This window comes from Chromohalobacter moromii (assembly GCF_023091865.1).
Taxonomy (GTDB): Bacteria; Pseudomonadota; Gammaproteobacteria; order Pseudomonadales; family Halomonadaceae; genus Chromohalobacter; species Chromohalobacter moromii.
In genome coordinates, this window is record NZ_JAHXDI010000002.1 from 215,640 (window position 1) to 241,050 (window position 25,411).

Annotated in this window: 40 protein-coding genes and 2 tRNA genes; 18 read left to right on the forward strand and 24 right to left on the reverse strand. The window is 61.7% G+C overall.

Annotated elements, in window-relative coordinates:
• Positions 1–10 precede the first annotated feature (10 nt).
• The 4 genes from secD to queA form a co-directional block, all read right to left on the reverse strand.
• Positions 11–1,861, reverse strand: a complete 1,851-nt coding sequence (secD, locus tag KZO83_RS07405; RefSeq protein ID WP_246940062.1) for a protein translocase subunit SecD — start codon at positions 1,859–1,861, stop codon at positions 11–13.
• Between the two features lie 100 nt (positions 1,862–1,961).
• Positions 1,962–2,291, reverse strand: a complete 330-nt coding sequence (gene yajC, locus KZO83_RS07410) for a preprotein translocase subunit YajC (RefSeq protein ID WP_040242920.1) — start codon at positions 2,289–2,291, stop codon at positions 1,962–1,964.
• 69 nt (positions 2,292–2,360) lie between these two features.
• Positions 2,361–3,479 carry a tRNA guanosine(34) transglycosylase Tgt gene (gene tgt / locus KZO83_RS07415; protein ID WP_247620671.1) on the reverse strand — a complete coding sequence of 373 codons (1,119 nt, stop codon included), beginning with the start codon at positions 3,477–3,479 and terminating at the stop codon, positions 2,361–2,363.
• Positions 3,480–3,545: 66 nt separating this feature from the next.
• Complete coding sequence (gene queA / locus KZO83_RS07420; RefSeq protein ID WP_247620317.1) at positions 3,546–4,616, reverse strand: tRNA preQ1(34) S-adenosylmethionine ribosyltransferase-isomerase QueA; 1,071 nt, start codon at positions 4,614–4,616, stop codon at positions 3,546–3,548.
• Between the two features lie 159 nt (positions 4,617–4,775).
• On the opposite strand from queA, the gene KZO83_RS07425 reads away from it, so the two are divergent.
• Positions 4,776–4,862: transfer RNA gene (locus KZO83_RS07425), tRNA-Leu, on the forward strand.
• Positions 4,863–4,914: 52 nt separating this feature from the next.
• Here the strand turns inward: KZO83_RS07425 and KZO83_RS07430 are convergent.
• From KZO83_RS07430 to KZO83_RS07525, 19 genes are all read right to left on the reverse strand, one after another.
• On the reverse strand, positions 4,915–5,691 hold the full coding sequence (locus KZO83_RS07430) for a site-specific integrase (protein WP_247620318.1): 777 nt from the start codon (positions 5,689–5,691) through the stop codon (positions 4,915–4,917).
• An 89-nt stretch (positions 5,692–5,780) separates the two neighbouring features.
• On the reverse strand, positions 5,781–6,113 hold the full coding sequence (locus KZO83_RS07435; protein WP_247620319.1) for a helix-turn-helix domain-containing protein: 333 nt from the start codon (positions 6,111–6,113) through the stop codon (positions 5,781–5,783).
• Positions 6,114–6,156: 43 nt separating this feature from the next.
• Positions 6,157–6,666: a hypothetical protein gene (locus tag KZO83_RS07440; RefSeq protein ID WP_247620320.1), complete on the reverse strand. Its 510-nt coding sequence runs from the start codon at positions 6,664–6,666 to the stop codon at positions 6,157–6,159.
• Positions 6,663–7,304, reverse strand: a complete 642-nt coding sequence (locus KZO83_RS07445) for a hypothetical protein (RefSeq protein ID WP_247620321.1) — start codon at positions 7,302–7,304, stop codon at positions 6,663–6,665. The genes KZO83_RS07440 and KZO83_RS07445 overlap by 4 nt, the downstream gene beginning before the upstream one ends.
• A 27-nt stretch (positions 7,305–7,331) precedes the next feature.
• Complete coding sequence (locus KZO83_RS07450) at positions 7,332–9,053, reverse strand: DNA cytosine methyltransferase (RefSeq protein ID WP_247620322.1); 1,722 nt, start codon at positions 9,051–9,053, stop codon at positions 7,332–7,334.
• A 59-nt stretch (positions 9,054–9,112) separates the two neighbouring features.
• Positions 9,113–9,388 (reverse strand): ArsR/SmtB family transcription factor, encoded by a 276-nt coding sequence (locus tag KZO83_RS07455; protein ID WP_247620323.1) that lies wholly within the window; start codon positions 9,386–9,388, stop codon positions 9,113–9,115.
• A gap of 54 nt (positions 9,389–9,442) precedes the next feature.
• Entirely contained in the window at positions 9,443–10,069 is a 627-nt protein-coding gene (locus KZO83_RS07460) for a hypothetical protein (RefSeq protein ID WP_247620324.1), read from the reverse strand.
• Positions 10,070–10,086: 17 nt separating this feature from the next.
• Positions 10,087–11,304, reverse strand: coding sequence for a recombination-associated protein RdgC (gene rdgC / locus KZO83_RS07470; RefSeq protein ID WP_336296571.1), 1,218 nt, complete (start codon positions 11,302–11,304; stop codon positions 10,087–10,089).
• A gap of 2 nt (positions 11,305–11,306) precedes the next feature.
• A complete protein-coding gene (locus tag KZO83_RS07475) occupies positions 11,307–11,636 on the reverse strand; it encodes a hypothetical protein (protein WP_247620325.1) in 330 nt (109 codons plus the stop codon).
• Positions 11,633–11,959, reverse strand: a complete 327-nt coding sequence (locus KZO83_RS07480; protein WP_247620326.1) for a hypothetical protein — start codon at positions 11,957–11,959, stop codon at positions 11,633–11,635. The genes KZO83_RS07475 and KZO83_RS07480 overlap by 4 nt, the downstream gene beginning before the upstream one ends.
• A 501-nt stretch (positions 11,960–12,460) precedes the next feature.
• Complete coding sequence (locus KZO83_RS07485; RefSeq protein WP_178998762.1) at positions 12,461–12,706, reverse strand: hypothetical protein; 246 nt, start codon at positions 12,704–12,706, stop codon at positions 12,461–12,463.
• Positions 12,707–12,720: 14 nt separating this feature from the next.
• Entirely contained in the window at positions 12,721–12,936 is a 216-nt protein-coding gene (locus tag KZO83_RS07490; RefSeq protein ID WP_247620327.1) for a hypothetical protein, read from the reverse strand.
• Between the two features lie 224 nt (positions 12,937–13,160).
• Positions 13,161–13,415, reverse strand: a complete 255-nt coding sequence (locus KZO83_RS07495; protein ID WP_247620328.1) for a hypothetical protein — start codon at positions 13,413–13,415, stop codon at positions 13,161–13,163.
• Positions 13,412–13,723: a hypothetical protein gene (locus tag KZO83_RS07500; RefSeq protein WP_247620329.1), complete on the reverse strand. Its 312-nt coding sequence runs from the start codon at positions 13,721–13,723 to the stop codon at positions 13,412–13,414. Before KZO83_RS07500 ends, KZO83_RS07495 begins: the two co-directional genes overlap by 4 nt.
• Entirely contained in the window at positions 13,720–14,022 is a 303-nt protein-coding gene (locus KZO83_RS07505; protein ID WP_247620330.1) for a basic helix-loop-helix domain-containing protein, read from the reverse strand. The genes KZO83_RS07500 and KZO83_RS07505 overlap by 4 nt, the downstream gene beginning before the upstream one ends.
• The gene (locus KZO83_RS07510) at positions 14,019–14,423 is read right to left on the reverse strand and encodes a LuxR C-terminal-related transcriptional regulator (protein ID WP_247620331.1); all 405 of its coding nucleotides are present in this window, start codon (positions 14,421–14,423) and stop codon (positions 14,019–14,021) included. The genes KZO83_RS07505 and KZO83_RS07510 overlap by 4 nt, the downstream gene beginning before the upstream one ends.
• A gap of 145 nt (positions 14,424–14,568) precedes the next feature.
• Positions 14,569–15,321, reverse strand: a complete 753-nt coding sequence (locus tag KZO83_RS07515) for a DUF1828 domain-containing protein (RefSeq protein WP_247620332.1) — start codon at positions 15,319–15,321, stop codon at positions 14,569–14,571.
• A gap of 3 nt (positions 15,322–15,324) precedes the next feature.
• On the reverse strand, positions 15,325–15,837 hold the full coding sequence (locus KZO83_RS07520) for a hypothetical protein (protein ID WP_247620333.1): 513 nt from the start codon (positions 15,835–15,837) through the stop codon (positions 15,325–15,327).
• A 38-nt stretch (positions 15,838–15,875) separates the two neighbouring features.
• Positions 15,876–16,625: a LexA family transcriptional regulator gene (locus KZO83_RS07525; RefSeq protein ID WP_247620334.1), complete on the reverse strand. Its 750-nt coding sequence runs from the start codon at positions 16,623–16,625 to the stop codon at positions 15,876–15,878.
• Between the two features lie 90 nt (positions 16,626–16,715).
• On the opposite strand from KZO83_RS07525, the gene KZO83_RS07530 reads away from it, so the two are divergent.
• Positions 16,716–16,982, forward strand: coding sequence for a helix-turn-helix domain-containing protein (locus KZO83_RS07530; RefSeq protein WP_247620335.1), 267 nt, complete (start codon positions 16,716–16,718; stop codon positions 16,980–16,982).
• Positions 16,983–17,019: 37 nt separating this feature from the next.
• Positions 17,020–17,328: a hypothetical protein gene (locus KZO83_RS07535; protein WP_247620336.1), complete on the forward strand. Its 309-nt coding sequence runs from the start codon at positions 17,020–17,022 to the stop codon at positions 17,326–17,328.
• A gap of 208 nt (positions 17,329–17,536) precedes the next feature.
• On the opposite strand, the gene KZO83_RS07540 is transcribed toward KZO83_RS07535, so the two are convergent.
• Complete coding sequence (locus KZO83_RS07540; protein ID WP_247620337.1) at positions 17,537–17,722, reverse strand: hypothetical protein; 186 nt, start codon at positions 17,720–17,722, stop codon at positions 17,537–17,539.
• Between the two features lie 92 nt (positions 17,723–17,814).
• On the opposite strand from KZO83_RS07540, the gene KZO83_RS07545 reads away from it, so the two are divergent.
• From KZO83_RS07545 to KZO83_RS16470, 15 genes are all read left to right on the forward strand, one after another.
• The gene (locus KZO83_RS07545; RefSeq protein ID WP_247620338.1) at positions 17,815–18,735 is read left to right on the forward strand and encodes a DnaT-like ssDNA-binding domain-containing protein; all 921 of its coding nucleotides are present in this window, start codon (positions 17,815–17,817) and stop codon (positions 18,733–18,735) included.
• A 40-nt stretch (positions 18,736–18,775) separates the two neighbouring features.
• A complete protein-coding gene (locus KZO83_RS07550; RefSeq protein WP_247620339.1) occupies positions 18,776–19,375 on the forward strand; it encodes a replication protein P in 600 nt (199 codons plus the stop codon).
• A 2-nt stretch (positions 19,376–19,377) separates the two neighbouring features.
• Positions 19,378–20,160 carry a Rha family transcriptional regulator gene (locus KZO83_RS07555; protein WP_247620340.1) on the forward strand — a complete coding sequence of 261 codons (783 nt, stop codon included), beginning with the start codon at positions 19,378–19,380 and terminating at the stop codon, positions 20,158–20,160.
• Positions 20,157–20,903, forward strand: coding sequence for an adenylosuccinate synthase (locus tag KZO83_RS07560; protein ID WP_247620341.1), 747 nt, complete (start codon positions 20,157–20,159; stop codon positions 20,901–20,903). Before KZO83_RS07555 ends, KZO83_RS07560 begins: the two co-directional genes overlap by 4 nt.
• Positions 20,900–21,100, forward strand: a complete 201-nt coding sequence (locus KZO83_RS07565) for a hypothetical protein (RefSeq protein WP_247620342.1) — start codon at positions 20,900–20,902, stop codon at positions 21,098–21,100. Before KZO83_RS07560 ends, KZO83_RS07565 begins: the two co-directional genes overlap by 4 nt.
• Positions 21,097–21,294 carry a hypothetical protein gene (locus KZO83_RS07570; RefSeq protein ID WP_247620343.1) on the forward strand — a complete coding sequence of 66 codons (198 nt, stop codon included), beginning with the start codon at positions 21,097–21,099 and terminating at the stop codon, positions 21,292–21,294. The genes KZO83_RS07565 and KZO83_RS07570 overlap by 4 nt, the downstream gene beginning before the upstream one ends.
• On the forward strand, positions 21,291–21,593 hold the full coding sequence (locus tag KZO83_RS07575; RefSeq protein WP_247620344.1) for a hypothetical protein: 303 nt from the start codon (positions 21,291–21,293) through the stop codon (positions 21,591–21,593). The genes KZO83_RS07570 and KZO83_RS07575 overlap by 4 nt, the downstream gene beginning before the upstream one ends.
• Positions 21,593–22,090 carry a VRR-NUC domain-containing protein gene (locus KZO83_RS07580; RefSeq protein ID WP_247620345.1) on the forward strand — a complete coding sequence of 166 codons (498 nt, stop codon included), beginning with the start codon at positions 21,593–21,595 and terminating at the stop codon, positions 22,088–22,090. The genes KZO83_RS07575 and KZO83_RS07580 overlap by 1 nt, the downstream gene beginning before the upstream one ends.
• A gap of 27 nt (positions 22,091–22,117) precedes the next feature.
• Positions 22,118–22,714 carry a hypothetical protein gene (locus KZO83_RS07585; protein ID WP_247620346.1) on the forward strand — a complete coding sequence of 199 codons (597 nt, stop codon included), beginning with the start codon at positions 22,118–22,120 and terminating at the stop codon, positions 22,712–22,714.
• Positions 22,715–22,776: 62 nt separating this feature from the next.
• Positions 22,777–23,343 carry a hypothetical protein gene (locus tag KZO83_RS07590; RefSeq protein WP_247620347.1) on the forward strand — a complete coding sequence of 189 codons (567 nt, stop codon included), beginning with the start codon at positions 22,777–22,779 and terminating at the stop codon, positions 23,341–23,343.
• Positions 23,344–23,523: 180 nt separating this feature from the next.
• A tRNA-Met gene (locus KZO83_RS07595) sits at positions 23,524–23,599 on the forward strand.
• Positions 23,600–23,680: 81 nt separating this feature from the next.
• On the forward strand, positions 23,681–24,217 hold the full coding sequence (locus tag KZO83_RS07600) for a glycoside hydrolase family 24 protein (RefSeq protein ID WP_261505568.1): 537 nt from the start codon (positions 23,681–23,683) through the stop codon (positions 24,215–24,217).
• A gap of 37 nt (positions 24,218–24,254) precedes the next feature.
• A complete protein-coding gene (locus KZO83_RS07605; protein ID WP_247620348.1) occupies positions 24,255–24,605 on the forward strand; it encodes a phage holin family protein in 351 nt (116 codons plus the stop codon).
• Positions 24,602–25,060: a hypothetical protein gene (locus tag KZO83_RS07610; RefSeq protein ID WP_247620349.1), complete on the forward strand. Its 459-nt coding sequence runs from the start codon at positions 24,602–24,604 to the stop codon at positions 25,058–25,060. Before KZO83_RS07605 ends, KZO83_RS07610 begins: the two co-directional genes overlap by 4 nt.
• On the forward strand, positions 24,993–25,172 hold the full coding sequence (locus tag KZO83_RS16470; RefSeq protein WP_418904303.1) for a hypothetical protein: 180 nt from the start codon (positions 24,993–24,995) through the stop codon (positions 25,170–25,172). The genes KZO83_RS07610 and KZO83_RS16470 overlap by 68 nt, the downstream gene beginning before the upstream one ends.
• Positions 25,173–25,411: the final 239 nt, after the last annotated feature.

Genomic DNA, 25,411 nt, shown 5'->3' on the forward strand with positions numbered 1-25,411 from the left:
CTCGCTCTCCTCAGATCCAGATTTTCTTCAGCGGGCGTCCGCCGATGGTGAGGTTGATCAGGGCACGTGAGACCAGGATGGCGGTAAACATCGAGGTCAGAATGCCCAGCGACAGCGTGACGGCGAAGCCTTTGACCGGCCCGGTGCCGATCGAGAACAGGATGACCGCCACCAGCAGGGTGGTGATGTTGGCGTCGACGATCGAGGTGAAGGCGCGCTCGAAGCCAGCGTGTATGGCCTGCTGCGCCGGCATTTTGGCCCTGATCTCTTCACGTATTCGTTCGAATATCAAGACGTTGGCGTCCACCGCCATGCCCAGGGTCAGCACGATCCCGGCGATCCCGGGGAGCGTCAGCGTGGCACCGAGCATCGACATCGCGGCAACCAGCAGCACCAGGTTGAGCCCCAGCGCGATGTTGGCGACGACGCCGAAGGCCTTGTAGCGCGCCAGCATGAACAGCACCACGAGCAACAGCCCGAGTTCTACCGAGAGAATGCCCTGGTTGATGTTCTGGGCACCCAGGCTGGGCCCAATGGTGCGCTCTTGGGCGAAGTAGATGGGGGCTGCCAGCGAGCCGGAGCGCAGCAGCAAGGCGAGGTCTGCCGCCTCGCTCGAGGAATCGAGGCCGGTGATGCGGAAACGATTGCTCAAGGCGCTTTGTATGGTCGCCAGGCTGATGATGCCGCGCTCGGTATAGGCCTCGCGCTTTTCGACCTCTTCGCCGTCTTCCATCACCGTGTGCGTACGGGTCTTGTGCTCGATGAAGACGACCGCCATGTTGCGCCCGATATTGGAGCGCGTGGCGCGACTCATCATCGAGCCACCGGTGCCATCGAGGTTGATGTTGACCTGCGGACGGTTGTTTTGGTCGAAGCTGCGGCTAGCGCTGGAGACATGATCGCCGGTGACGATGACGTCACGCATCAACTCTGCGCTGCGGTTTTCGTCATTGCGAAAGTTGAGCGTTTCGACCTCGCGATCGGGTGTATCCGGGCGGGCTTCCAGGCGGAACTCCAGGTTCGCCGTGGCCCCTACGATACGCTTGGCGGCGGCGGTGTCCTGCACGCCGGGCAGCTCGACGACGATGCGGCTGGGGCCCTGGCGTTGCACCAGTGGTTCCGAGACGCCCAGCTCGTTGACGCGGTTGCGGATCGTCGTCAGGTTCTGATTGACGGCATAGTCCTGCAGCGCCTGAACGGCCTGTTCGGTGAAGGTCATTGTCAGAGCCGCACCACTACTGCCGTCTTCGTTCTCGTAGTCGAAGTCAGGGAACTGGTCGGCGATCAAATCGCGCGCAGCGTTGCGATCCTCCTCGCTAGCGAACTGGAAGGTAATCGTGCGGTCGCCGATCTCGGTATCACGGTAACGGATACGCTCGTCACGCAGGATGTCGCGGACGGCGCTGGCATTCGCTTCCAGGCGTTGCTGGACGGCGGCGTCCATGTCGACCTGCAGCAGAAAGTGCACTCCGCCCTGGAGGTCGAGGCCGAGCTTCATGGGGGTGGCGGAAAGACCGGCCAACCAGTCGGGCGTCGCATCGGCGAGGTTGAGCGCCACGGTATAGGCGTCGCCCAATTGGTCGTCGAGAATGTCACGGGCAGCGATTTGCTGATCGGCCTCGTCGAGTCGAATCAGCGCGCTGTTGCCATCCAGTTCGCTTTGCTTGACGTCGATGCCTTCGTCTTCGAGCGCTTGGGTCAAGCGGTCGAGACGTTCTTGATCGAGTGCGGTGCCGCTGGCGGTACTGCTGATCTGAACGGCGGGGTCGGCGGGGTAAAGATTGGGTAACGCGTAGATGACGCCGACGAGAAGTACGATGAGTATCAGCAGATACTTCCACAGGGGATAACGGTTGAGCATGGAAGCCCTGTCCTTGTTGCTGACGCAGAAGACAACCACCGACCATAAAGCATGGCCGGTGGCGTTGAGGAGGGGCGGTTTCGCGCCTCCTGATAGGAGATCAGATGGACTTCAGGGTGCCCTTGGGCAATACCGCGGCGACGGAGTTCTTCTGAACGTTCACCTCGGTGCCTTCGGCGATTTCCAAGCTGATGAAATCGTCGCCGACATTAGTGACACGTCCCATCAGGCCGCCGCCGATGACGATCTCATCGCCCTTGGCCAGATTGCTGATCAGTTGTTTGTGCTGCTTCGCACGCTTGGACTGCGGGCGCCATAGCAGAAAGTAGAAGATCAGCACGAAGCCGACTAGCATGACGATCTGGGCAATGCCGCCGCCCGCGGGGGAAGCATCCTGCGCGTGAGCTGCGGGAATGAAAAACTCCAGCATGGATTGTTATCTCCGGATGGTAGTTGGGGGTGAACCTGGACCCGAGAGCGTATCCCGGATGGCCTTGGATTACGCTGACAGCGGCGGCACCGGCATGCCGCGCCGTGCGTAGAAGTCCTCGACAAAGGCAGTCAATGTACCCGCTTCAATGGCAGTGCGCAAACCAGCCATGACGCGCTGGTAATAGCGTAGATTGTGCACGGTATTGAGCATCGCACCGAGCATTTCGCCACAACGGTCCAGGTGGTGCAGATAGCTGCGCGTGAAGTGCTGGCACGTATGACAATCGCAATCCGCTTCAAGTGCCTGCGTGGAGTGGCGATGCTGGGCGTTACGGATCTTGACGGTACCTTCGGCAGTGAACAGATGGCCATTGCGCGCGTTGCGTGTGGGCATCACGCAGTCGAACATGTCCACCCCGCGCCGCACGCCTTCGACCAAGTCTTCCGGTTTGCCGACACCCATCAGGTAGCGCGGCTTGTCGTCCGGCATCCAGCCCGGCAAATAGTCGAGTACCTTGAGCATCTCTTCCTTGGGTTCACCCACCGATAAACCGCCGATGGCGAGCCCGTCGAAGCCGATGTCCAAAAGCCCCTTCAGGGAGCGCTCGCGAAGCTCGGGATACATGCCGCCCTGAATGATGCCGAACAGCGCCGAGGGCGAGTCGCCATGCGCGATGCGCGAGCGCTCGGCCCAGCGCAGCGACATCTCCATCGAGCGCTTGGCTTCTTCCTCGGTGGCCGGGTAGGGCGTGCACTCATCGAAGATCATCACGATGTCCGAGCCCAGGGAACGCTGCACGGCCATCGATTCCTCAGGCCCCATGAAGACCTTGGCGCCATCCACGGGCGAGCGGAAATGCACGCCTTCCTCGGTGATCTTGCGCATATCGCCCAGCGAAAAGACCTGGAAACCGCCCGAGTCGGTAAGGATCGGCTTTTGCCATTGGGCGAAGTCATGCAGGTCGCCGTGCGTCTCGATGACCTCGGTCCCCGGCCGCAACCAGAGATGAAAGGTGTTGCCGAGAATGATTTCGGCGCCGATCTGCTCGACCGACTCGGGCGTCATGCCCTTGACCGTGCCGTAGGTGCCCACCGGCATGAAGGCGGGCGTTTCTACGCTGCCGCGAGGGAAGCTCAAACGGCCGCGTCGTGCCATGCCGTCTTCGGCGAGGCGCTCGAAACGCATGAAGCTTTCGTTACGCATGGGAAGTCTCGTTACGCATGGGAAGTCTCGTTACGCATGGGTGTCTCGTTACGCATGAGGAGTCTCGGGGAAAGGGTGCGACGTCTCGGTCCGGCTGAGGAACATGGCATCGCCATAACTGAAGAAGGCGTAGCGCTCGGCGACGGCTTCGCGGTAGGCATGCATCACCTGGCGATAGCCAGCGAATGCCGAGACCAGCATCAACAGGGTCGATTCGGGCAAGTGGAAGTTGGTGATCAACGCATCGACGCAGCGCCAGGCGTAACCGGGGTAGATGAAGATATCGGTATCGCCACGGTAAGGCGCGATGCGGCCGTCGTCGCGGCCCTGGCTGGCGGTTTCCAGGCAGCGCACGCTGGTCGTGCCCACGGCGATGACGCGTTTGCCGCGTGCCCGGGTGGCCTCGACCTGGCGACAGAGTGTCTCGTCGACTTCCAGCCATTCGCTGTGCATATGGTGCTCGCGAATATCGTCCACGCGTACCGGTTGGAAGGTACCCGCGCCCACATGCAGGGTGACATAGCCCATCTCCACACCACGCTCGCGCAGCGCCGCCATCAGCGCCTCGTCGAAATGCAGGCCGGCGGTGGGCGCCGCCACCGCGCCCTCACGTCGGGCGTAGACGGTTTGGTAGCGCTCACGATCGTCGAGCTCATCCTCGCGGTCGATATAAGGCGGCAGGGGCATATGTCCGTGACGTTCGAGCAATTCGATCATCGGCGTCTCGCCCAGGAAGCGCAGCTCGAACAAGCCCTCATGGCGCTCTTCGACCACCGCGTGGATGTCGCCCTCGAAAATCAGCTCGGTGCCGGGCTTGGGAGCTTTGCTGGCGCGCAGATGCGCCAGGCCCCGATGCGCATCCAGCGGGCGTTCGAGGAGCATCTCCACGCGCCCGCCGCTGGATTTTTGCCCGAATAGTCGCGCGGGAATCACACGGGTGTCGTTGAACACCAGTAGATCGCCGGGCTCGAGGTGCGTCAGCAGGTCGGTGAAACGGCGGTGCTGGACCTCGCCGCTCTCATCGTCCAGGCACAGCAGACGGCAATCGCTGCGCGTCTCGGATGGGTAACGAGCGATCAGCTCATCGGGGAGATCGAAATGGAAATCGGCGCGCTGCATGGCGTTGGAGAGAACGACCTAGAATCGAAAAACTGAAACGGAGATGAGGCACGCACGGCGTGCGCTCGACGAAGGCGGCCTATGATAATCGAGACAGGCGACGAAGTCAGGCCCGAATGATTGACGTCGCCAATCTGCTCCGTATAATACGTCTCCGCTGCCCGGGTGGCGAAATTGGTAGACGCAGGGGATTCAAAATCCCCCGGTGGCAACACCGTGTCGGTTCGAGTCCGACCCCGGGCACCACAATCAAAACAGTCGCTTACGTGCGGCTGTTTTGCGTTTCACCCCCTCCCTTTTAGTGCTTGGTCGCAGTTTGGTCGCAGAATGCCGCATTCAAGCTCGGCAGTCGCGCACCAACGTCATCTAGCCCATGGTCGAACATGTGGGCATAACGGCTGGTGACGATCAGACTCGAATGCCCCAGCAGGTCCCGCACCGTTGTCATGCTCTCGCCCGCCTGAGCCAACAGGCTGGCATAGCTGTGACGCAGATCGTGGAATCGAAGGTCATTACGTCCCACTGCCGCGCGAGCCGTTTCCCAAACCCGGCGGAGTCTCGCGTAGGTCGTTGGAAACGGCAGCTCCTCAAGCCATGGTCTGGCGTCTTCTGGTACCGGCACGACTCGCGCCTTGCCGGATTTCGTCTGGTCCGGTCGCAGCAATATGCGACCACCGTGGACGTTGCTACGTTCGAGGCTGAGCAGCTCGCCCTGACGCAGCCCTGTCAATGCGGCCAGTGCGATCACCTTCTTCTCGACGGTGTGCTGGTCAGGGATCTGCGCTAGCAGCTTGCTGAGATCTTCGGTCGACAGGTAGACGTGCCGTTCGTTCTTCGGCGTGCGCTTCGCTATCTTGTCGCCCAGCGGGCGATCGAGCCATCCCCATTCCCGGTACGCCAGGTTGAGCACTCGCTTGACCACCTGCAGGTTGTTGTTGATCGTGCTCTGGGCGCGACCATCCTTGCGGAGGTCGCGCGCCATGAGTCGAGCCTTATCAACACACTCCTGGCCGAGCAGCACGCTGTCCCCCATGTATGACGCGACCGGCCGGATCGCGTTCACTTGGGTGGACACATCGTACTCATCGATCCACCTCGCCAAACCTTCCGCAAATGTCCGCCGAGGCTGGCGGCCCATCACCTCGCCATGAAACTGAGCGTCGTTCAGTTCAGTCTGGCGGGCCGCGAGGTACTCGCGCGCTTGCTTTTCCCCTTCCCGAGATCCGTCAAACGTTCGTTGATATCGCTGACCGTTGTGCGTTTCCGTGACAACCCAGCGGTTCCTCGCTTCTCTGTATCGCAGAGTGATTCCCATGTCTTGCGTTCCCCGTTGCTGGGGCCGCGCTTGCAGCGACCAGCATATTCCTCGACGTCGGTGCGCTCAAATCGCACGGCCGTCCCGAATTGGAGATAGCCGATGCGATGCTTGTTCTCGTAGACCCAGCTCAGGCTCATGCCGAGCTCGTCGGCGACCTCTTGCGGTGCCATACGTGCCATCGCTGCCTCCCGTTCTTATCTCGCGCGGACCCCATACAGTCGCTCAATCTCCCGTATATCGCTGGCCGCCGGGGCCGTGCCCTGGGCTGTTGCGCCACTCGCTTTCCTGCCGTGCGATCGTGTCGGTCTGGCCGCGCTCGCGCGCTGCCTGTATTGCCTCTCTCACCTCGGGCATAGCCATGGCCTGGCGTCGCTGTACCAGCTCTTGCTGCTGGCGGCGAATGAGCCCGAGGGCGATGTCGGCAACTTCCCAGCGGTCGGCGGGCGTCTCGCCGTCGCTTCGGACTTTGCCGAGTCCGAAGCACCCGCCGCACGGGTTGCTGCGATTCCCCTTTATCTGGTCGGTGCCAGTGCCCAGACAGATGGAGCAGTCGTCGGCGTCGATCGCGCGCCAGTGCTGTTGCCAATCGTCGAGCGTGGTGACGCTCTGCACGTCCCGGTCGAGGTCGTGATAGACGACCAGCGCCTGACCTTCGAGTGGCCCGGCGCCCGTACTCTCGCTGACCAGGGCATACCGGCCACCGTGCTGGCGGTGTGTGTGGCTCGCTTTCAATGCTCGCTCCCATCGGTCGTGCGCTGGCGGATTTCGTGCATCTGTTCCTCGACGTCTTCGGCCTGACGCTGAAGGCGCTCAATTTCAGCGAGTGTGAGAGCACCGGCCTTTTCGAGGTTGCGGCGGGCCGTGCCTGGCTTCCACCAGGAGTCATGCCAGGGCCAGAATGCCGGCGGGGGTGCGCACTCCATCCCCTTTAAGCCGTGCATTGCGTAAAAAGCCCCTGCCGTTGCCAAGATGCCTGGTGCATGGGAATTGTCATGCTCGGGCGTCCATCCTTCTGACTCGACCTGCCGCCGGCGCTCCGTGGCGATTGCGGCGAGGGGGGTGGCCGTCTCCTCTTGCGCCAGCAAAAGCTCTGCGAGGGCGGTGGTGGGCTTGACCGCAACCATGACGATCTCGCAGTCCTCAGTGTCGAAGCGGGCAAGCTCCGTGAAGCCTTCCGGCACCTCGAACGTGAGCGCCGCCATGTAGGCTTCGGGACTGGCCTCGAAACGCTCAGTATTCTCCGGCTCTTCATCGCGATCCGGTGTCTCTTGGCACTCGACGTGAACCTCGAACCCAAGCGGCTCAAGGATTCGCTTAACGCATTGCTCTTCGAAAAGTGGGTGTTCGAGCAGTTGGTCGATGAGTCGCATGATTCCTCCTTGTGGTCAGCAATGCCCTCAGTGGGCGACGGGCTGATCGGGTCGGCTTAGGGATAGGCCGGCGGCAGCCTGGCGCACCCATATCGGTGTGGAGCCCAGGGCGAATGTCTCGCCGGTCCATGCCAGCAGCAGGGTGGTGCCCATCACGCCAGCGATGGCCTCCGATGCCGGGGGCGGGACAGCGTTGCCGATGCGTTCGCGCCAGTCGCTATCGCTCAGGCCTGCCAGCTCAAGGTGCTCGGTGGGCTCGATGAGACCCTGTAGCGCGGCCAGTTCCAGCGTGGTGAAAGGGCGATGCCATGTGCCGTCCAGTGCGCGGATCACTGCGACAAGCTTTTGTGCTGCCGCTGGCAGGTATTCGCCTTCAAGCGTGCTTCTCGCGAGCCTCGGGTCAGCTACCGACCAGAAGCCGTTGTCCTGGCGGGCTGATGCCGAAACCGCCCCGCAACTCGAGGACCAGGGAACGACGCCGTAGTGGCCACCAGTCAGGTAGTTGTCACCACGCGACCGGCGCATGCCCGGGCGAGGATCGGCGACGGCATAGGCCCCCTGGCCAGTGGTGCTGCCGGAAATGACGGTGCCAGCGTGCTCGTCCCAGCGGGTGACCATGTACTTGCCGAAGGAGGGCCCGGCCTGACGAGGATCCGCGACAGCGAAAGCTCCTTGTCCTGGCGACTTCTGGCTGGTGATTGCGCCTGTGGGCCCATCCCAGCGCCGGACGCCGTAGGCTTGGCCATCTTTCCATTTGGCCGACTGGTCGAAGCGAGGATCCGCGACCGAGAACTTCCCATTTCCGGGGCGGCTGGCACCGGCTACGGTGCCGGCTGCCTCCTGCCAGTCATGAACGCCCAGATAGCCGTTATTCCTGCCCTCGGGGACGATGAGGTAGTCGCGCAGGTTTCCGTCTTCCACGGCCAGTTTGTTGAGCGATCGCCAGTCACTGCCGGCCTCGACGAACGCCAAGCGCACCCAGGTCTTCCACTGCAGGCGGGGGACACGGTGCATCGCCCCGGCCAGCTCATCGCCGGGCAGCGGCATATCGCCCAGTACGTCGCCCACGGCGCGTAGTGGGCGCTTCACCGGTTCGTACAGGAAGGGCGGCACCTTCTCGGCATGGCGGGCGACCAGCAGGAAACGCTTGCGGGATTGCGCCAGGCCTCCCAGCTCGCCGCAGTCGTGCGTGGTCTCCGCGACGTGATAGCCGTAGTGCTCGAGCATGGCCACGATTTGGTCGAGCAGCGGCCGGCCCCGGTTGGCGATGCGCGGCACGTTTTCGAAGATGATCAGCTCCGGCGGGTCGTCGGCGAATGCTTCCAGGGCCAGCCACATGCCGCGCAATGTCAGGCGATTAAGGGCCTGGTACTTGGGCGTGGTGCTCCGGCTCTGGCTCAGCAGGCCGGAGAAGCCCTTGCAGGGGGCCGACAGAAACACGATGTGCGGGTTCTCGTTGCCAGCCGCTGCTTGAATGTCGGCGGGCGTGGACTCGCGCCAGTCCGCCGGCGGCTCCTTTCCGTGAAAGGCGATGTACTGATCCCGGTCGAACATGTCGAGCACGGTGCCGGGAGTGCCTGCCAGGCGGCCGAAATCGGCGATTGCAGCAGGGTCCACGTCCACGCCGCCGATGCAGCGAAACCGTGCTTCCAGGTTGCCCACCCGGGCGTGGCCGCGATTGAAGCCCTTGGCCCCGGCACCCAGGCCGCAGAATAGATGAAAGTGCCGAATCTCTCGGTGCTCGAGCATGCTTTTCTCCCTGGCATAAAAACGCCGGCTCATGGCCGGCGTGGTGGTGATCGGTTTGTCTAGCGGCGGTGTCGTCGCCGCCACTCGATGAGTTCTCGCACCGCTGGGTCATCCGCGACGCGGTAGTAGATCGTTTGCGAAGCGCGTCGCGTTTCCACGACCTCGGCATCACGCATGATCTTGAGGTGCTGCGACAGAGCGGACTGCGTCACTTGGCCAAGCACGTCATTGATGGCGTTGACGCTCATCTCGCCGCGCGACTCGAGCATGTCGAGTACGTAGGCGCGGCGCGGGCTGGCAAAGACGCGAAGCAGTTGATCGGAGGTGCTGGGCATGGCCACGCCTCTTTTTAAGGTTTGCTGCATATTATACGCGGGGGCGGGGTAGAGCTATGCCGCCTTTGCCTCCTTCGCTTTGTCGTACACGCCTATACCCCAGACGATGGCCCAGCAGCACCAGAGGTAGTGGAAGGTGTACTTAGTGCAGCGGACCTCGAAGAAGTCTGTGAACTCGAAGTCGTTGTGCTGGAATTCCATCGCGTTGCGCATGGCCACGGCTTCGAGGTCTGTTTCCTCAAGCACCTCGTCCTCGATTTCCGACCAGAGCTCGGCGGCGGCGGCTTCGTCGAGCTCCTCGTCTTCGACGTAATCATCGAAGCGCTTGCGGATCTCGGCGCGGAAGTCTTCCTCATCCCACTCTGTGCAAATTTCGCGCGCTCCCTCGCTGCCTGCGCCGGCCTGAACCTTCTCCATCCAGTAGCCAGGGTTTATCCCGAGTTGGCCGTCTTCGCAGCGGAAGAACCCGAACATGTCTCGCGTACGCGAGAACACGAAATCGCCCATATCGCCGGTGATCGCCAGGTATCCCGGCCAAGTGGTGATGTTGAAGTGGTAGGCGCTGGAGCCGCCCCGCGAAAAGCGCAGGTGGCGGTACAGTCCGTCATCGTGCAGGACTTCCATTTCGTGGCTGGCGACGTCTTTCTGGAACCGTTCGAGGATCTCGAGGATCGGGTGCATAGCTCCCTCCGTTTTCGTTATGGGGTGGTGATCACCCGCCGGCGGCCTTGGTTGTCCATCGGCGTAACGATGCCGGCCGCCTCCATCGCCTCGACCAGGTGGCAGGCGCGGTTGTAGCCGATCTTGAAGTGGCGCTGTATGCCTGACACCGAGGTTTTGCTCAACTCTCCGGCATGGCGCACCGCTTCGGGGTAGAGCGGGTCGTTCTGATAGCCAAACGGTTGTGGCTCTGCGCTAATGCCGCTGCCGCCGATGCCTTCCACTCGTCCATCGTGATTGATACGCACCGTCCACTGATCGCTCAACCCTTCGGTAGCCGGATCGGCCTCGCCGCCAAGCCCGTCGATGAGTTGCTCGATGCACTCGCGCAACGCCCCGGTCATCAGGGCGAAGTCGGTCTCGAGACGCATGATCGGGTCGTCGTCGTCCTCGACCTGTGAGGCCTCGTCGAGCAGGGCGTCGGCGAAGCGGATCGACTTGAGCGTCAGGTCGTCGTGCAGCATCGCCGTTACCCGCTCGTCGATCTCGATCTGCAGGCGCGTGACCTGGCGGCCTGGCGCGAGGACGCTTTGCGTGTCGTCGGCGTCGATATCGATGCCCGATGCGGACCACTTCCCATCGTCACCATGGCTATCTTCGAGTACGGCTTTTTCACCGATGCGCAGCCAGGCCGGGCGGATTTTGGGTTGATGCACCCAGTTAGTCATGGTGCGCGATGGCAGCTGGCGGACAGCCAGAGGCGTCACCTGCAGCGAGCCGAGGGACTGCCGCAGCAGGTCGAGCACTTCCTCGGCGCGCGTGCGGCTGGCGGCGTTGATGGCGATGAGGGCGCGATCGGTGTCCCACCACATATCGATGCGCTGCGTGCGCGTGAAGGCCCGGGGCAGCAGTTCCTCGATGACCTGTTCTTTGATTGCCTGCCGGTCGCGGCGCGGCACGGGCCGGCCCTCGGTGGCCTCGCGTTCGGCGACGCGTTCCTCGACCTCCTCGCGGATCACCGAGGCGGGCAGGATGCGCTCCTGGCGCAGCACAGTGAGCAGGCGGTGGCCCTGGATCTCATGAACAAGCTGCGTGCCCTGGCGACCCGCTGGCGGATACCACCCCAGGCGGCGGGCCTCGGCGGATGACACGGGCCGGTGGGTGTGCTCTGCGAGGGCGCTGGTCAGAGTGTCGAGGGCTATGCCGGCGGCGGCCGCGCCGTGTAGGCGGTAGGCGTGTACGGTCTTGAACCACATGGTTATTGCTCCTTTCTCCTGATCCACTCGCCGTCGACGAGCATGTCGCTGATGCCGATGGCGTTGAGCTCATCGTGTGTAAGGCTCTCGCCGCTGTATCCGCCTTCGGGCTCGATGACCATGCGCACCGTCAGGTGTTTGATCCGTCCGATAACGACTTCGCCTGCGACAGGGTGGTCCTCGCCGTTGATAGTTCTTGTTGGGTCATGACCGCCCGCCTCCGCCTTGGCGGTTGCCTGGAGGATTGGGGCGGCCAGTGACGTGAATGCTTGCTGTACGGCCGGCTTATCGAGCCAAACCGATAGTGATTGGATATCTGGTGAGGTGCTCACGCGGCGTTCTCCTGTCGTTTCTCGCATGCGATCAAGCCCTGCCGTTCCAGTTGGTGCAGGGCGCCCATGTCATTCGGTGTCGCTCGCTCGATTAGCTGGCCGTCGCGGCACCACCAGGTGTTGATGCCGACAGCCACGTATTCACCGCTTTCGTAGCGCTGGATGACGTACTGCAGATGCTGGCGGTGGCGTTCATCGGCGGAGAGCATTGCGCGCGTTTCGGCGAGCTCGTCGTGTAGCCGGTCCAGGTTGCGCGCGCCCTGGGCAAGAAGCTTTTCCAGTTCGTCGATGTCGGCCTGGATGGTTTCGGGATCTCGGTGCATGCGGCCTCCTAGTCAGGCAGGCGATAGCTAGTCACTCGGCTTTCGAGCAGATCCATGCCGGCGGGCTCTATCTCGCCACGAGTCGCCAGAGACTGGATGGTTCGTGGATGAACGGGGGTGCCGTCTAGTAACCGCCACCCCCCCCAATGATGTAATTGACCTTCTGGCCTCGCTGCATTGAGCGCACAAGGCGCTCTTGTGGCTTGGTTAATGACATGAGGACCTCCTGGGTTTTCAGTGGGTCAGCGCACTGGTCAGGCATCAGTCGTCGAGGATTGCTTGACCACTGCACTGGTGTGGAAAAAGCCCCGGCGGGCGCCGGGGCAAGAGCATGGCTTTCCAAGAGACGCCGAGACGGGACCCCTCCACGCCTCGGCAACGATGCCAACAGGCATCGGGAAACACGCCTGGGGCGCGCTTGCCGATGGCTGCTGAAAAAGCCCCGCCCAGGCGGGCGGGGAAGCAGGGGACTATCGTGATACGCCCGGGGCGCGGTGTGGGTTACATCGGCCCCATGACGGTTACCGGAAAAGCACCGCGACCGGGCTGACACTCGGTCATCCACGACAGCCAGCCATCGGGTGGCGGAGTTTTGCGCATGTAGGTGTGTCGTGGCTGGTCCATGTCGTCCGGGTCATCGCCGGTCATAGCGGCGTAGTCGCGGCGGAATTCGTCAAGGTCGTGATGACCCTTGGCCACCGCCATCGGGCTGCCGTTGCAGTCGATTTCCTCAATCTCGATAGCCATCGTGCTCTCCTTCTCTACGCCCGGGGCGCGGCGTGGACTTGAGCGGCGTACTCGGCAGGCGTAGCGCCTGCACGCCAAGCGTCTCGCGCTCCATCAATCGAATAGCCGTCGATCCATTCAGTGCCATCAAGGTCGTGACCCAGAATGCGCTCGGCATTGGCTGCCCAGCCCTCGAAGTGACTGGGCGCTGCCTGAGCGCTCTCCATTACTCCCATCTCGATATGATTCATGTCGTGCTCTCCTGTCTGTCGTGCATCGGAAAGCGCCCGATCCGCTTGGCGAGAGGGACTAACCCTTGTCTCCAAGGCGTGGACGCTTTCTGATGCCCAGCAGTGTTGCCGTGACCGCTGCTGGGACCGGTCGGGGTCCGCATTGTTAAAGAGCGACTGCATCCGGTAGCGCCACACGTGACGCTGGCGGTTACAGGCCGGCGTGCGCCGCCGGCGGCGTGGTGTTACTGGCTGGCGAGCTGGGCGCCGTTGTAGTCGGGCACGCAGACCTCGCTCGCAATGCCGTCGTAGTCCGGGTGCCCGTACCGGCGGTCGGGAGCGATGCCGCGGGCCGCTTCGGCGCGCCATTGCGCGACGTTGTCGCAGTACTGGGCCTCTTGCCGCTGCTGCACCTCGTATTCGCTGGGCCCCACGCCCGCCAGCAGCGTTAGCCCGCCGGCGGCGACCAGGGCCAGGGCGATGATGGGTGTGCGTTTCATGCCGAGGCCTCCCGATATTTGGAATAGAGCGTCACGCTGCCGTTGTTGTGGAGCTGCTCGAGCATCCAGCTCAGCCAGGCGCACGCCTCGATCTCAGTGCGGTGCGGCTCGCAGGCAACGATCACGACCAGCTCGCCGGTGCTCGGTACGTAAAACGCGGGGCGGTAACCGGCGCGCGGCGATCCCTCGACGGCCTGGCGGGCGAGCAGCTCGGTCTCCGGGTCGGTGATGCCTGAGCGCTGAGCGTGTTCGCGCCAGGCGCCCGCCAGTTCGCGTACCTGGTAGGTGAATACGGTCGCGTCGTTCATGACTGACTCTCCGGCAGCAGAGATTTCAGGTGGTCGTACAGCGCCGCCAGCTCGTTATTGACGCGCTCGCGATGCGCGACCTCGTCTTCGTCGGCGTAGCGCGCCAGGAATGCGACCAAGGATTGGGATTCGTTCGTGGAAAACCATTCGTCGGCGAGGCAGGTGCTGACGAACACCGTATGTACATCACCTCGGTAATCGGCGACGGCCTTGTGCGTGCCGTGCAGCGACACGTCGATGGCGGTGTCCACGATCAGGCTGATGAGCGAGCGCTGGGCGGTGGTCAGTGGGGTCTTCATGCGGCGATACCTCCCCCGATAATTGCCGACTCTTCGCGGCGGGACTGCTTGGTGATCTGGACGCGAGTTCGCGGCTGGCGGACGCGCTGCATGTGCATGTCAGGTGTGAGTGCGCTGACCGCGATGGCGAGCATCAGTGGTGCGATCCAGCCGCGCTTGAGTGCTTCCGCCACCGCCGCGCTTGCCCTGGCGGCGTGCAGCCAGAAGTAGAGGGATTCAGCGGTGCTTTTGACCGTGGTGGGGGATACGCCACGTAACCGGGCGATCTCCTTTTGAGTCATTCCGGCGGCCAGGCCTGCGATGACCTGAGCCTGCTTTTCTGTGGGTAGGCCTTGGGCCTGACGCCCGATGCGGCAGCGATAGCCTGCGAACTCGATGGTTTCCTGCGCTTGTATATCCATGGGTTCATCCCATCTGTCGTTGTGCGATGGGGTAACTATGAACCGATAGTGCCTAATCGGTCAAGAACCGATAGTGCGTAATTTTTAAATGGGCACAAAAAACCCGCCACGGTGGGCGGGTTGGGGTTTTGTTGAGGCAGCCATATCAGTGTATGGGTAGGGTGCTGGCGGCTCGGTGCTGAAGATCGGACAGCAAAGTGGCCTGGGTCAATCGACCCAATACGTCGCGCTCAGCCTCGGCCTTGAGCCGCGATGGGCGATCATCAATCACGAACAGCATTTTCGGAGTGTCCTCGTCGCTTTGCAGCATCAGAACTTTGCGGAGCCGGCTATTAATGCTTTGAGCATTGGGTCGCAGCGCATCCACGTAAGTACTTCCCCAGCGTAGGTCGAAACTGACTTCACCTGTTGGGGTGCTGATTTTCGGCGACCGGACAACCTCTAGGCCCGGCTCAAGGAAGTGGAGGAGCCGCTCCACTTCCTCGGTCAGACTGAAGTCTTGGTCCCCTTCAGCATAATGCTCACGCTCCCAGGCAATCAGTGCCGAGTATAGCTGCAAAAGGCTGTCGATGTGGCTGCCTAAACGTTCACGAGGAAACTCTGTCGTCAGTTCACCGGACTCGGTGAGTTCGAAGCCGTATTCGCTGGCCATGCTGATTAGCCCCTTCCATCGGCGCTTGTCTTCCAGGGCATAGCCGATGCGATGAAAGTGGCTCAGGGTGTCTCCATCATCCGATAGGCGCAACCGATCACCGGGCTCTTCGAAGACGTATATGTCACAGGGATGCCCCGTCGCGAATGTCACCGGGAGGGAAACGTATAGGCACGAAACACCTTTGCTCGCCTCGATGGGCGTGCAGCGCCAGCCAGATGCCTTGAAGAATTCGGTGCATTCCATGACTCAGCCGAACAGGTCGTCTCCGAATGGTGGAAAGAGAATAGTAGAAGTATGGCTTACCCAGGCCAGCTTGCCAAAACGGCGAGCCCATTCGCGCCAGTGGTCACGCTCCGGTGGGACTCGCCATTCTCGCACACAATAGCTGCCAGCACGCTTGTCGCCGAGCTGAACATGAGTGCCGTAGATGTCCGTTCCGTCCGGCTCAGCGTGCGTACGCTTCCAGTCCTCGTCTATTTCGATACACAACACTCGCCGATGTTGCCCCTTTGGCATCGGGTCACGCCACATCAACTGGAAGTCGTAGGTCTCGCGGCCTGTGCGAAGGCCCAAGCGATACTCGGCTTTGAAATAGAGATGCGGCATTGTCTCGCGCCTGTCATTCAGCACCTGGGCGCGGAGCCATAGAGTGTTAGGCTGCTTCTCGCGCCACTCACGATGCTCCGACTGGATCGCTATATACTTGACCTGTCGGCACCAGTTACGACAGTCATCGATCCACGTTGGGGCGTTCGCCATGCTTTACTCCCATGCGTGCTGCTTCCTCTTGGCGTTCTTTACAGCCGTGTCTTGGCTTCCACGGCCACACCGACGATTCGGCAATTGCCATTGATGGCAATGACGGGATAGGCCGGGTTGAGCGCTTTCAAGAACCGCTGTCCGCCATCTTCGACGAGCTTCTTGAATGTCGCCTCATTGCTGTCATCGACCTGTGCAACCACCAGCTTTCCTGGCGCTGCTTCAACACCGGGATCAATAAGCACCAAGGTGCCTTCTGGGATCGTCGGCGTGGCGCCAGGCGGCGCTGTCATCGAGTCACCCTTGATCTCAAGCCAGAACGCGTGCCCCTTGGCCTGATAATCGGTCGCCTCGAGGTGAGGCTCGACGCCTGGGGCGTACGGGATGACGCACTCAGTCCATCCGCCAGCCTGACCGTAGCCAATCACGGGGTAGCGATAGTAACTGGCGGGCTGATCCGCTGGTCGGGTATTGGGGGCTATTTGTCCATCGCCGGCCGGTTTTGCCTCATATGCTGCCGAGGTGTCACTGACTTTCGCTAATTCCATCGGGCCACGACCGTAGGCTAGCCACTCCTCTCTAACCTGCAGGCGTTCGGACAGCGTCATGATCTTCTCATGACCAGGTATGGAGTCACCGTTCAGCCACTTGATGGCAGCTCGCGGCGAAACCTCGCACATTTTGGCGAGTTTTTGGCCGGATCCCCAGTCACGAATGCCTGCATTCCTCAGGGCTTCACGCAGCCTCTCGGCGAAGGCCTGCTTTGCTTGCTCAGAAGTTTGAACCATAAGTACATCATCCCACTACTTGAAGGCACTATCAGTTCCGTATACAGTTCAGCGTAATTGGCACTATTGGTTCTTAATTCGGAGTGAGCCATGACCGTATTGCGCAAAGCTATCGACCAGGTGGGCGGTGTATCCGCCTGCGCTGACATCTGCGGGATCTCCCCTCGAGGGGTCTACAAGTGGCTGCATCGTGGCTCTCTTCCGCGTACCGAATACACCGGAGAAACCCGGCATGCCCAGCGCTTGGCCAAAGCCAGCGACGGGGCGTTCAGCGCCGAGTGGTTGCTGGCGAATGCCAAGCCCTCCGTATCTGGTTCACAGCTTATGCCAGTCGAGGACCACGCCGCGTCCTCTTGACGGGGGTGGTTGTACATACAGGGGAATGGGGGAAGTCATGGATATACCTGATTACAACACATGGTCACGCGACGACCTGATCGATCAGACCCACCGGCTCGCATGTCGCATGTCGCAGCTGGCGGGCGATCCGGATAGCACACGTGAGCGTCGCCACGGCGTCGCGGCCCGTTACCACGCGGCGTATGCGGCATTGCTGGGCATGACCGAGCCATTCGATATCGCCGCGCGTGAGCGCCTGGCGAAAGCGCAGCAGTGGAACCTCGACGAGAGCGAGCGCCATGAGCGGCTGGCACTCGGCATGGAAGCGCCGGCAGGGCGCCGGGCGGGTGTGTCATGCAGCTAAGAAGAGGATACGGGCGTGTCTGGTGCCCAGCGGGCGCGCATTGGGTCGGTGAGGGCCAGGTAAGTGATTACGATCCGATGACGCATGAACGCCGCCAGCTCAAGACATGCCGGCAGTGTCAGCTCAGCTCCGGGAAGCTCAATCGCAAGGCGCGTGCCGTGTCAGCGGCGGGGAGGGCGTGATGCGCCCCACCCTTAAAAGAACGTACTTACGGCTTCCGGTCGAGCTTCTCCTGAAGAATGTGGAGCATGTAGCCGCAATGTCCGTCGCCCCAATGCGCGATCAGCTTGAGATCGTCGGCGTTCTCATCGATGAAGTCATTGAAAAGCTTCACCGCTCGACGTTCGCGCTCGATCTCATCCTGCTTCGCCGCTTCGTGGTGCGCGTTATCCATGTGCCGCTCCTCAGTTTCTCGCGTGGTGTGGTCGCCGTAGCTTACACCCGATCACAAATGAGCCGTCAATTCGCGATGCGGGGATGTCACTGATGCAGTACCTCGTCGCCATCAACCAAGCCAAGGCCGTCGAGTGGGGGCTCAATGCTCAGCAGGCGATGCTGTTCGCGTTCCTGCATCAGGTGCCGACCTGGGCGGATGCGCGTCAGATCGATGGCCACACGTATTTCAACATCGGCAAGGGGAAGATCTGCGAGGAGCTTCCGCTACTGACCGATAAGCACGACACCGCCTACCGGCTCATGAAGCAACTGGCCAAGCTCGACCTGATCGTGATGACCAGCTGTGACAACCGGACGTACATGCGCCTGACCGAGAAGGGCATCACTTGGAATCGCTCGGCAGGGTCGGAAAAATCTCCGACCTCTGGCAAGAAGTCCCAAGGGTCGGAAAAAAATCCGACCTCGGAAAATTATCCGAGCGGGGTCGGAAAAATATCCGATCTAGGGTCGGAAAAATCTCCGACGAATCAAGATACCAATGATCATAACTCCAACACTCACTCTGGCGCTGGCGAATCGATATTCGAGCAAGCGGCGCGATGCACGGACGACGGCGACCCGGTGCCGACCGGAGGTGCCCGCCAATTCCCGATGACACTCGACTGGCAGCCCGATCCCGAGCAGCTGGCGGCCGCATGTCAGCGAGCTGGTTTGTCTGCCGACACCCAGCCCGCCGCGCATCAGCTCGCCAAGTTCACCGCACACCACGCCGACCAGGGTCGCCGCTACGGCGCCATGGCGTGGACTGCCAAGCTCGTCGATTGGCTCCGCAACGATGCGCGCCAGCAGGCCCAGCAACAGACCCAGCCCACCGGAGGATCCCATGCAAACCGCCAGCAGCGTACTTCGCGCCGCCGTCTCACCGCAGCAGAAGCGCGTGAACGTGACCGAGCCCTCGTCCGAGGCGAGCACCCCGGCGACGTCCTCGACGGAGAGTGCACCCCGGGTTAGCGAGCAGGACATGGACCAGGTGTTCGACGCGATGGCCCGCATGTACGGCGCGAAATTCACGTCGCAGTGGGGCGAGTACGACGACGGCGCATGGCTTGCGGAGCTTGCTCATCTGCCACGCCATTGCCTCGAGCTGGGTTTTCGGCGCCTCCGCCAGGAGGTGAGCGCCGCGGCACGGGCCGGTGATACGGCGTGGCCACCTCAGCCGGTGGCATTCGCGGCGATGTGCGAACCCCGGCCCGAGGACATGGGGATGCCGACCGTGGACGCAGCATGGCGCGAAGCCTGTGACCACAGCCACGACCCGAGCGGCTGGCGGTGGAGCCATGAGGCCGTTCGACTGGCTGGGCAGGCGGTGGGCTGGCGGGAGATACACGGCGCCACGGCGCAGAGCGTCCGCGCTCGGCTCGAGTCGCGCTTCGCTCGCCAGTACAGCGCTCTGGTTAATCGCGTCATGGCCGGCGAGGAACTGACGCCCCGGCATTTGCTCGAGCAAGACGGGCAGCGCACTGCTGCAGAGCTGGCGGAGCGAGCCGGTCGGGAGGCCGCTGCCCAGCGTGCGGAGGCCGAGGGTTTGCCGGATCGCATGATTGCCAGCCAGGGGCTGGCGATGCTCAAAGCCGCCACGGGGAGAGCGTGAGGATGACGGAGATCGTGATTGCCGGTGAGTCCGGCGAGCTGTTGACCACCACTGCTGCGATTGCCGAGGGCATCGAGCGTGATCATGCCTCGGTCATTCGCCTGGTTCGCGAGCATCAGGACGACCTCGAGGACTTCGGAAGGGTCGGATTTGAAATCGTGCCCTTGACCACCGCCGGCGGCACCCAGCGGCGTGAGGTGGCCAGGCTCAACGAGCCCCAGGCGACATTGCTGCTCACGTTCATGCGCAACAACGAGATCGTGCGGGCATTTAAGAAACGCCTGGTGCGCACGTTCTTCGAGATGCGTGACCAGTTGCACAACGCGCCGCCAGAACCGGAAGCCGTCGATACCACGGCGATCTCGCGGGCCTCGGCGTTTGCCGGTGCCCTGGACGCGGCAGCGCGCGCCCTGGGCCTGGACGACAACATGCGGCTGTTGAGCGTCAACCAGGCCGTGCAGAAGCGTACAGGCGTCGACTTGTTGAGCGAGCTGGGCGCTACCCACCTGCTGAGCCCGATCAACGAGCGCTACATGACGCCGACCGAACTCGGTGCACCGGTAGACATGAGCGCCGTGGCAGTCAATCGCGTGCTGCGCGACCTGGGCTACCAGCGCGAGGGCCGTGATGGAAAGGGCAAGCTGGTGTGGTCATTGACCGATCGAGGACGAGAGGCTGGTGGCCGGATGATGGACACCGGCAAGAAGCATGGTGACGGCACGGCCGTGCAGCAACTCAAGTGGCCCGAATCAGTGGCGGACGTGCTGGCGGAGGAAGCGGCGTGAGCGACCTGTTCCCGATGAATCACGCCGATCTATGCGCCATTGCGGTGAAGTGGCTCCAGCGTGAACCCAGTAAGAAGGGGCATGGCTGCGATGTGGCGGTCAGCGAGGTGAAGACTGGATACACCGGCGAGATACCCGATGCAGTCGGTTTCCGGCGCAAGGATGATCACAGGGATGGTTCTGTGGTCGTCGAGGTTAAGGTCAGTCGCGCCGATTTCCTGGCTGATGGAAAGAAAGCGCACCGTGTAGACGGTGGTGTGGGCAACTGGCGTTATTTCATGTGCCCCGAAGGACTGATCGCCGCTGATGAGCTGCCGCCTGGCTGGGGGCTGCTGTGGGTGAACAAGCGTGGTCACGTGAAGCCGCAAGCTGGCCCGGTCTTGCAGCGCCACTATGGCCCGTATGTCGAGGCCCTGTGCGAGTGGCGCCACGACACCGACCACGGTCGCGAGCAATTCATTCTCGTGAAGTTGCTGTCCCGCGTCGGTGACGTCGAAGAGATGAACAGCCGTCTTAAGCAGGCCTACAGCGAGCAAAGCCGCTTGGCCAAGCGCTGTAACGACCTTACTCGAGAACTACACAGTTCAAGCCCTGCGGTGCCCGATAGCCTTATCAAAGGTCTTCAGTCCATTGCGCCCTGTGATGGTTGCGGTTCATCGCATGGTGAGCACCACGCGCCTGAATGCCCATCGGTTGATGCGTTCGCTGCGGGCCGAATTGCTGAGTCGGAGGCCCGATCATGATCGTGATCTCATCCGAAGCCGGGAAGCGATTGGCGCAGGCTAAGGCCGCATGCGACCGCTGGTATGCGTGCGGCGCAAGGGGCGAAACCACCGGTGCCGCCCTTCGCTTGGAATATGCCGAGGCGGCGGGGCAGGTGGCCGACGAGCTGATAGCCCAAGGGTTTCATCAGGACGGGGAGTGGGAGGTGCAGTCGTGAGCACGATTTACACAGACCGCTTCGCCTATGAAAAAGCGGATATTGAGATAGCGCCGCCGACGCTCGGGCATGGCGAGTATGAGCTGTGCATCAGCACCGAAAAGCACGAGGTGAGGCTTGAGCTGACCGAAGAGCAGCTTCTCGAGATTGTCGATCAAGTGAAACGGCAAGGAATAGAGGTGCCGGCGTCATGACCACGGAGCGCCAACGAATGGGCGGCAGGCAGGCCCGGCGCGCCGCGATGCTCTGCAACGATGCGCGGTTTCGGCTCTACCTCGATGCGCGCCGCCGAAAACGCAATCGCATGACGCGTGAGCAACTACCAGACGGCACGCACAGCGCGGAAGATGCGGCAGATTTCATCCGCGGTGCATGTGGCATCGGCAGCCGCGCCGCGCTCGATCACAACGCACAGGCCTGGCAGATGTTCGTGAGGATCGTCGAGGACTACAACCGGTGGCAACGCCGCCAGCACCAGAACCGGGGGCAATGATGGGCCTGAATACGAAGCCGCGCCGGCCGCGTGCTCGCAATGCCAATGGCACGCCACGTAAGAAGCCGGTCGATTGGGAAGGGCAAGAACAAACCAGGTTGATGCTGTGGCTCAAGGGCGAGGTGAATCGCGGCACGGCAGTTGGTCTGGCTCACGCAAACACCTACGCGGTACCCAACGGCGGGAGCCGGCACGGCCTCGAGGCGGCCAAGATGAAACAGCAGGGCGTTCGCTCTGGCGTGAGCGACCTTGTGATCGCGGTGCCGCGCGGTGGCTATCACGGCCTCTACCTCGAGCTGAAGGCGACACCGCCTCGCGATGCTGAGCTGGCGGAATCGCAGCGTGAGTGGCTGGCCAAGATGGAAGAGGCCGGCTACTGCGCCAAGCTGGCCCGGGGGATTGAAGAGGCTAAGGCGGTGATACGTGAGTACATGGTCATGTCGCCCACCGAGGTGGCTGGGGGGCGGCTGCCGGTGCTGTCCGGCAGCGAGTGGTAAACCAGGGGATAAAGGGGAGTGTGACGAATGCGGCCATTGGATCGTATGAGCATCGGTCAGCTGCTGGCGGTCATCCGCCAGCAGCCGGAGGGAAGTGACCTACGCGAACGCGCGCTGCGCCAGTGCTTGGATGAGTTGATCGAAGTCGAGATCGAGTGGCGGATCGATCATCGCCACCTCAATCAGGGTTATCACAAGGCGAGCACCATCGCGGGCATCGGCAAGGGGCGTGGCGAGATGACGGGGTGCGTCGATCATGTTGGAGAAGCGGCCGAGCGCTATCGCCATGCTTGTCGCTGGCGGGCGATGGCTCAGGCGCTATTGGGTCACCTCAACGAGCGGCAGCGTATGGCGTTGCTGTTGTGCGGGTATGCGATCCCCGAGCAGCGCTGCGCGGTGCTGGGCGGCAATGAAGCACGCATGCAGTTGATCAAGCAAGGTAGCCGGGCGCTGACGCTGGCAGAGGTGTGCGAAGGCCAGAGCGTGATACTTAAGCGGATGGGTTGGCCTGCCGTTGGCGCCGTGGCAATCTTTGAAGGGAGCGAGAGCTTGAAAAGCAGTGCAAAGCGCGCACGATCCAAACTACTTACCGTAGTAGGAGAGCAGGCGAGCATGGTCGCTTAGAAAAATTAAAGTGGTGCGGTTACGCAGCCGATAGTCGTAATGGAGCAAAGGGAGAACTAAGAATGAAAACTGGCGTACTTTTAATTGCCGCAATGGTTTGCAGTTTTGCAAGCTCAGTCTATGCGGCCACCTATAATATTTCCGAACAAAGAATCAATGGAGATTGGTTTTCAGCCAAGCTGTCGCTAGGAAATGTAGTGTATTATCGTGCAGGAAATGTCCTAAAAGATGGTTCGTCCTTGTTTTTGGATTACTATCCCGGGGATTGTGGCAATCCTCATCTTCAAATAATGACCTCAGGTCCAGAGTCTATGTCGGAAGATGTCGATCTGTATTTAGATTCTTTTGTGCGCGTCGACCATAAAGATGTGATCAAAAGCTCTTCTCACGTGACAGCTTCCCGTGGTGACACTAATGTATTTACTTCCTTCGACAGTGATAACCCACGAAAAATCCTTGAGGCACTAAAAGAAGGAAAGAATGTAAGGTTCAAAGTGGTGACTGATGAGCCTTTTTTCTTCACCTTTGGTCTCAATGGGTCTGCAGCTTCTATGACGTTAGCTTCATCGCGCTGTAAGCGTCAGTCGGATGACCCTGAATCCTATTTCCCTGATACCTCGACCAACTAGTTCGTCAGGCTAAAAGTGAGCGCTCTCAATGCAGCGCCGATACCACATATGGGTATTTATTACATTTAGGAGGAGGTTGAGCACAAGATGTTGCAAAAGCGACACTCATGAGGTACGGTTCAGCTAATCTTGTAATTTCTGCGCCCTGGCGGGCTTACCCGCTGGGGCGCTTTCGTTTGCAGCAGCTGTGGATCACTGGAAGATCGCCGGTCTCATAAGCCGGAGGAAGCGGGTTCGACTCCCGCCGCTGCTACCACGTTCGCCGCTCTGGCAATCCCCCGACGTTCCCCGGCGTTTCCCGGCCTGGGCGGCAACTCTTCCCCCGTGAGACCTCGTCATGTCTGCTCATTTGCCACGCAACTGGCTCGACGAGGTCGAGCTGGCTCCGTTTGATACGCCTGTTGATCCGTCTGCTGATGACGCCGCTAACGTGGCTGCATTCCTGGACATGCTGGCCGATGCCGAGGGTACGCGCCGCTTTGGCGATGAGGATGGTTATAACGTCCTGGTTGGCGGCGGGGTGTTCGACAGCTACGCCGATCATCCGCGTCAGTCGGTCTACCTACCTGCCTACGAGATCCACAGCACCGCAGCCGGTCGCTACCAGTTCCTGGCTGGCACCTGGGACGACCTGGTGAAGCGCTTCGGCTATCGCGATTTCGGACCGGTCAGTCAAGACGAGGCGGCGGTTCAGCTGATTCGACAATGCAAGGCGCTTGGCATGGTGCGGGATGGCCGTATCCGCGACGCGATCCATGCGTGTCGCTCGATATGGGCCAGCCTGCCTGGCGCAGGATATGGGCAGCGTGAGGTGGCAACTGATGACCTGGTCGACGCCTACCGTCTCGCCGGTGGCAACGTTGCACAACGATAACCGTTTGGTACGCGGGCAGCTCATGAGGTGCCCAGTTATGAACCGAAGAGATGAGAAACGCGCCATGCAGGAACGTGATCCTGAGTTCTGGCAGCGGATGCTCGAGTATTTGCCGAACATGCTGGCGGCGTTGCTGACGTTCGCTATCGCGCTATTCCGTGGGTTGCAGGATGGCGGCCCTTGGAAGAAAGCCCTGCTAGGCGCACTGGTGTGCACATTCCTCAGTGTCGGCCTGTTCCCGTTGTTCCAGGCGCTGGCCGATCGCTACGACCTGGCGCCGTCGGTGGCCATCGCGCCCTGCGTGTTCCTCGGATTCCTCGGCACCGAGTGGCTGCGCAACAAGGCTGACGATATCTACGACATCGTTGTTGGCAGGTGGCGCAAGTGATCGCTCGGCTCCTGCGTTTATTCCCCGCGTGGGCGTGGATGCTGGGCGCTGCTGGTGTTGCCGGTCTGCTGGGCTGGTGGCGCATCGAGGCAGTGACCGCCGAGCGCGACGCAGCGCAATTGAAGTCAGAGCAGATGCAGCAAAACGTTGAGCAAATGCAGCTGGTGGTCAATTGGGCGCGGGCTCAGTCAGCTGTATTGAGCGTCGCGCTCGAAGATCGTGCTGCCGAGCTTGAGCGAATCAGGCGGGACGTGATGGAGCACCGGCAGGCCCTTGATCAGCTGGAGGCGAATGATGCGGATACTCGCGAGTGGTCTGGCAAGTCTGTGCCTAGCGCTGTTGCTGACTGGGTGCGCCAACTCAGTGCCTCGGGTCGAGACGGTGATGATGACGCCGACAATTCCCGCACACCTGACGCGCCAGTTGTCGGCACCGAGTATCGAAGCCTCGAGTAACCGTGACCTGCTGGACCTGCTGGCGAAGTATGAGTCGCTGCGCCGACGTGCGAACGCTGACCGTGCGGCTGTGGTTGAGATCATGGCCAACGACGTCGGCGGCGATGAGTGACCGCCAGCCCCGCAACCACAGGCCTCGCGCGACGCACCAGCTTGGTGCAAAAACGTGGGTCCTTCCCGGGCCCCTCAGCGCCGTCTACGGGGGGGCGCACTCGTGGGATTTGAGAATTTTTGCGAAACATGTTTCGGAGATGTACCGCGCAGATATTGTTCAGCTTCTATCTCTCCTTACGTGCATCGCATGCCATACCGCTGCCGTAATCGGCAGCGGATAATGAAGTGAAGTTTTCG